Origin of the sequence: Vibrio sp. V19_P1S1T109, assembly GCF_002241375.1 — a bacterium.
GTDB lineage: Bacteria > Pseudomonadota > Gammaproteobacteria > Enterobacterales > Vibrionaceae > Vibrio > Vibrio anguillarum.
Window position 1 is genome coordinate 1 of record NZ_NDIM01000375.1, and the last position, 6,125, is coordinate 6,125.

Genomic DNA, 6,125 nt, shown 5'->3' on the forward strand with positions numbered 1-6,125 from the left:
CAATGAGAATTAAACATAAGTTCCTGAAGGTTCAGTTTTTTTTTGTGAACAAGATCTAGATTTGATCTAAAAGCATACGATTTCGTGAACTGCGTATCCTTTAGTGAACTGTGCTAGACTCGGCACTCTGCTATTTAGGTCTGTGTATGCTTACAACAAAAATCCAAAAATCCATTCGGGATAGTTATCAAAACCTGCAATTTCAGCTCGAAAACTTCATTCCTCGTCGAGGACAAAATTATCTTGTTGCTGAGATTGCAAAAACATTGTGTGGTTCATATCACAAGTCCAACCGAATCCTGATTGCTGAAGCGGGTACAGGAATAGGGAAATCACTCTCCTATTTAATGGCGGCGGTTCCTGTTGCAGTGTTGAATAATAGAAAGGTTGTTGTTTCGACAGCCACAGTGGCACTTCAAGAACAGCTGATCAGCAAAGATTTGCCTTTATTTAGACGCATCACTGATCGTCAATTCTCTTTTATCCTTGCCAAAGGACGTCAACGATACTGTTGCACCGAAAAACTCGCGGCTGCGTGTGGAGTAGATGGCTCACAAATTGCCCTGTTCGAATCAAAGCCACAAAAAAAAGACGTTGAATTATTCACCACCATGTATGAAAAACTGGCTCAAGGAAAATGGAACGGTGATCGCGACTCGTGGCCAAAAGCGATTAAAGATGAGTTATGGCAACTGATTGTTAGTGATAAGCATAGTTGTAATGGTAGCTTTGCTGGCCACAGAGATTGTCCTTTTCAAAAGGCGCGTTCAGAACTGGATAAAGCCGATGTCATTATTGCCAACCACAGCTTGGTCATGGCGGATGCTGACCTTGGCGGTGGTGTCATTCTGCCTGAGCCCGAAAACACCATTTACATTTTTGATGAAGCACACCACTTACCTCATGTAGCACGAGATCACGCTTCAGCGTCCGCAAGCTTGAAAGGCGCAGCTAGTTGGTTGGAAAAACTCAATCAATCCGTAACCAAGTTTTCAAGCTTAGCCGAAGAAAAACGAGTGGCACGTTTTCGTAACGAACTGCAAGAGACACTGCAACAACTTATCCCAAGCTTGAGCCAACTGACAAAGCAGTTTGTACCCGAACAATTTGAAGAAAAGCGATACCGTTTTGAGCATGGAGAACTGCCACAATGGCTTGAAGAAGAGTCTAAAACCTTGAAGCGGCTCTCTCAAAAAGCCAATCAATCCGTCGCTAAAATTGCGGACTTGATTGCTGAACGAGTTAAAGAAGGCGAACTCGCCGCTCGGTTGGCAGAACCAGCACTGACTGAATTAGGCTTTTATATTCAGCGTTTAGAGAACCTTGCCCAAGTATGGCTGCTGATGGCGGAGCCCAAGCGAGAGAAAGGAGCCCCTTTGGCACGTTGGCTTGAAATTCACCCTGGGCGTGAAGGTGATTTCATTGTTAACGTTTCACCGCTAGAAATTGGTTGGCAACTTGATCAACAGATCTGGAGCCGCTGCATAGGCGCAATCTTAGTCTCCGCGACGATGCGAGCTCTTAACTCGTTCAGCTACTTTTGCTCGCAAGCAGGGATCAGTGAAAAGGCAGAAGATGGCACACGTTTCCTAGCACTCGCTTCACCGTTTGATTATCAAAATCAGGCCGAGTTACTCATTCCAGCAATGCGTTTTGAACCGCAAGCGAAAGAGTATACTGATTATCTGGTAGAGCGGCTCGCTGAGTTTATTCAGCCAAACAAAGCTAATTTAGTGCTGTTTGCTTCTTACTGGCAAATGCGCGAAGTGGCTGAAAAAATATCAACAGATTTTGTTAAACGAGGCTGGGCGCTGCAAGTCCAAGGTGAAATATCACGCACAGAAATTCTAAATAAACATAAAATGCTAGTGCAGTGTGGTAAAACGAGCGTAATGTTTGGCACCAGTAGCTTTTCGGAAGGGCTAGACTTACCAGGAGAACTTTTGGAGAATCTGGTGATCACAAAAATTCCGTTTGCCGTACCAACCTCTCCAGTTGAGCAAGCTCACGCCGAATACATAGAGAAGCGAGGCGGAAACTCTTTTATTCAGATAACCGTTCCTGAAGCCAGCAAAAAGCTGATCCAAGCCGTCGGGAGATTGCTGCGCAAAGAGCGTGATTCTGGTAGAGTCGTGATTCTCGATCGCCGAATCGTTTCAAAACGCTACGGAAAATCATTATTGGACTCGCTTCCTCCATTTAAAAGAACAATAGAATATTAGCTAGGGCTTAACACTACGCCCTTTCATCTCATTACTCAGGGCCGATTTTATTCATGGAATTTGTTGAGCCAACCACTTTGATTGTGTTGGCGCTTGTTGCTTTTATTGCTGGCTTTATCGATGCGGTCGCTGGCGGCGGTGGTATGCTTACTGTACCCGCGTTATTATCGATCGGTCTTCCGCCGCACATCGCACTAGGAACGAATAAGCTAGCGGCAACATTTGCCTCATCAACTGCCGCATTAACCTACTATCAGAAGAAGTTGTTTCAACCAAATTGCTGGGTCAGAGCTTTCATTGCCACCTTAATTGGCGCAACCATAGGTACTTTTGCTGTCGATGCGATCAGCACCGATTGGCTACAAAAAGTGCTGCCGCTCATTATTCTAGCGGCCGCTATCTATACGATATGGCATAAAACACCACATGCACACCAGGATGTCAGCCCGCCTCCCTGCCCTGTACTTCACAAAAAGCAGTATGCGCAAGGCTTGATACTTGGATTTTATGACGGGCTGGCAGGGCCAGGGACTGGCGCATTTTGGACAGTCAGTTCGATGGCGTTATACCGACTCAACATTTTATTGGCCTCTGGCCTTGCTAAAGCGATGAATTTTACCAGTAATGTAACGTCATTGGTTACCTTTGCCATTTTGGGGCATATTGACTGGGTGCTGGGACTGACTATGGGAGTTTGTTTGATGGCTGGAGCTTTTGTTGGCGCACATTCAGCGATTCGTTTCGGCGCTAAATTTATTCGTCCGGTGTTTGTGAGTGTGGTCAGTGTGCTTGCAATTAAGCTGACTTATGATGCGTGGTTTGCAGGCTTATGAACCATTTTTCTCAATTGAAGTCCTTAATTGAAGAGTTGAAACAACAAGCCGCCAGTGTTGACCGAACTCGTGGTGAACACCATCAGGCTCTGTTTGATGAGCGCCTGTTCCACTGTAAAGCGCACTTATTAATCCCTTGTGTTATGGAAGCAAAAGCGACCTTTGACTCCATCGTGCGCGAACAAGAGAGCCAACGGCTAACCAGTCAACGAGCTCAATATCTAACCGATCGACTGCTTGCACAAATTGCGGCAATCCAACGCGAAATATCGACAGTATCGATCAGAAAAAGTGAGCCCAAGCATCGCAGCTATTATCGCAAACCGATCAATGCGTTATATCAAGAGCTAGCCCAGCACCAAGAATGGGAGCGAAGGCTGATGGATATGGTGAGAGAAAAAGAACTCGGACTCAAGCAAACTTCTGCTGTTAGTCAGCAGCAAGCACAAAAAGCGTTATTAACGGTAGAGCAACGGCTCAAGCGTTGCCAAGAAGCTAAGGCTAAGATCGAAAAACAAATTACGTTCAGGGAGAAAAACCAATAAAATGAATGATCCTACTGTACCGCTAGACGGTGCGTCTGAAGAGATAAAGCTCGCTGTCGATCTCATCTACTTATTAGAAACCAATCAGATTGAACCACACACCGCACTTGAAGCGCTGAAAATCGTACAGCAGGATTTATTGCGTAAACTGGATGATACAGCGAGAGAGTAAGAAGCAAACATCTACTTCTTACTCTTTCAGCCGTTAGACTTTAAATTGTCCAACCAACTGTTGCTGCTTAGCCGAGAGTTGACTTATCTGAGCACCAACCGATTCTGATTCACCGACCAGTGTCAATATCTGCGCGCTAAGATCACGAATATTGGATAGGTTGAGGTTGACTTCACCAGAGACGGCTTGCTGTTCTTGGGCCGCTTTTACAATCTGGCTATTCATATCGTTAATTGCTGAGATGGATTCAAACACTATTTCTAATTCAGCAACGGCCTTTTGAACTTGCATCGCAGTTCCATTTGCTAACGCGTTTCCTTGCTGGATCACCTCAACTACGCCCTCAGTACCTTGTTGGACTTTTTCTATCACTTTGCGTATTTCACCCACAGAGTTCTGAGTCCGCTGGGCCAAATTACGTACCTCATCGGCGACAACAGCAAACCCTCGCCCTTGATCTCCGGCCCGAGCCGCTTCTATAGCCGCATTTAATGCGAGCAAATTGGTTTGCTGTGAAATTCCCTCAATGACCGTTAAAATTTCGGTAATATTGATATTGTTTTGAGCCAACTCTTCAACAACCGGCACCGCATCACTCATTCGCACCACCAGCTTATGCATCTCAGCTTCAGAGGCACGGATGACATCCTGCCCAGTCAGTGCGGAGTGATTAGCTTGCGAAGCGGCTTGCACCGCAGCCTCGGCATTTTGCACAACGAGACTTGCTGTTTGTGTCATTTCTTCAGAGGCAGTCGCCACCATATCCATCTCTTTAAATTGAGACTCACTACGGCTACGCGTTTGTACGGCAGACTGCCGTGCCTGTTCAGTCGTTTGAGCTACTTGGTTCGCACTTTCTACGATCTGCTGAATAATAGCCTGTAATTTGTCTAAAAACTGGTTAAAGCCGCGTGCCAAATCACCGATTTCATCATGGCTACTGATGACAAGCCGCTGAGTTAAATCCCCTTCGCCAGAAGCAATATCTTGTAACCGCTCCACGACCGCTCGAATAGGTTTCACAATTTGGGTGGCAGCTAGCGCAATGATTGCGAGCCCTAAAAAGACTAGCAATGCGCCGGCTAATAGCTCCGCTCTAACGCCATTCTCTACCTGTTGAGTAATGATCTGATCCAGTTGATTGGCATCAGCTAGCACACTCGGTGTCGGCATTTCAAAAACCACGCCCCAAGTCTGGTTCGCCACCTGAATGGGAGCAAAGACAGACAACCACTGCCGATCTGAATTCCATTGAGAATGGACTTTACCCTCGGCTAGAAGATTGGCAATCTCCTTTGTAGTCAAGACTGAATCAGCCAGTGGCGCGCCTAAGGTTAATTCACGCTCATCAGTCGCAATAAGCGTGTTATTTAAGCTGACAATAAAGACCTTACCACTACCACCGAATAGACTTTGATCTGAACTCAGTGCAATCGCTACCAGTGGGCTAAGTTTTAAATCGATGCCAAAAAAACCAATCGCAACGCCATCAATCAAAATGGGCACAGAGAGAGAAGAAGTAAGAAACGTTTCATTGTCTTGAATCACGATTTTAGGCGATGAGATACATGCACTAGCGGTTGTTAACGGGCAGGCGAAACGCTCACTGTTTCCTTCATCCTTCAATGCCACTTCGCTTAATACATTTGCCACCACATTTTCACCATTGGAGGACGTTATCCAGTATGCAGCGAATCGACCTATTTCATTTGAGCCTACATAGTCAGCATTCTGGTAGTTGTCATCCTCGCTATCGAGCAAATTTGGCTTAAAGACGAGATAAGCCCCCTGAACATTGGGATAATTGACTACCGTCTTGCGAACCATTTCATCTAAAGATGTCCTTAACGCTTCGCTTTCACCAAAATTTTCTTCGGTATTTGATTTGAAAAACAAGGCCGTATCAGCAAGCATTTGAGCCCGATACATGGCTTCACTGAGATATTCAGATACTTCGGTGGCATTGAGCAGCGCCCGAGTTTCTAATAACTGCTGCGATTTATTGATCACAGAATCTGAACTTTGTTGTTTTATTGCTTGTTGGTTATTCACTGCGTTATAAACAGAGAAACCAATGAGAGACAATGACGTAATTAGCAGGCAAAGGCCGGCTAAAAGGGTTATTTTCCATTGAACCGAAAGTGTTCGCATACTACATCCTTATGCTGCGCTAATAGGGTTTTCAGACGAAATGGTGACAACTTTAATTAGAGCATATTGACTTGAGAGATCAATCGTAAGTTTACATAAATGTTAATAAAAATATCCTTTCTGACTATTCAAAAAGTTTACGTATTACAATTGATTCGCTTTTCGTCTTGTCCTTGCGCCTTGAAATGGTAACATCTTGCGC

Annotated in this window: 5 protein-coding genes; 4 read left to right on the plus strand and 1 reads right to left on the minus strand. The window is 45.1% G+C overall.

The window, feature by feature from the left end:
• The first annotated feature begins 146 nt into the window (after positions 1 to 146).
• Genes dinG through rsmS form a run of 4 tightly spaced genes read left to right on the plus strand, consistent with a single transcriptional unit; the run spans position 147 to position 3,772 of the window.
• Positions 147 to 2,222, plus strand: coding sequence for an ATP-dependent DNA helicase DinG (gene dinG / locus B9J87_RS17260; protein WP_094124031.1), 2,076 nt, complete (start codon positions 147 to 149; stop codon positions 2,220 to 2,222).
• A gap of 53 nt (positions 2,223 to 2,275) precedes the next feature.
• The gene (locus tag B9J87_RS17265) at positions 2,276 to 3,055 is read left to right on the plus strand and encodes a sulfite exporter TauE/SafE family protein (protein WP_017045195.1); all 780 of its coding nucleotides are present in this window, start codon (positions 2,276 to 2,278) and stop codon (positions 3,053 to 3,055) included.
• Positions 3,052 to 3,600: a primosomal replication protein PriC gene (gene priC, locus B9J87_RS17270; RefSeq protein ID WP_010319211.1), complete on the plus strand. Its 549-nt coding sequence runs from the start codon at positions 3,052 to 3,054 to the stop codon at positions 3,598 to 3,600. Before B9J87_RS17265 ends, priC begins: the two co-directional genes overlap by 4 nt.
• A 1-nt stretch (position 3,601) precedes the next feature.
• Positions 3,602 to 3,772, plus strand: coding sequence for a pleiotropic regulatory protein RsmS (gene rsmS, locus B9J87_RS17275; protein WP_013856554.1), 171 nt, complete (start codon positions 3,602 to 3,604; stop codon positions 3,770 to 3,772).
• 33 nt (positions 3,773 to 3,805) lie between these two features.
• Here the strand turns inward: rsmS and B9J87_RS17280 are convergent, their stop codons facing one another.
• Positions 3,806 to 5,923, minus strand: a complete 2,118-nt coding sequence (locus B9J87_RS17280; protein ID WP_094151934.1) for a methyl-accepting chemotaxis protein — start codon at positions 5,921 to 5,923, stop codon at positions 3,806 to 3,808.
• Between the last annotated feature and the right edge of the window lie 202 nt (positions 5,924 to 6,125).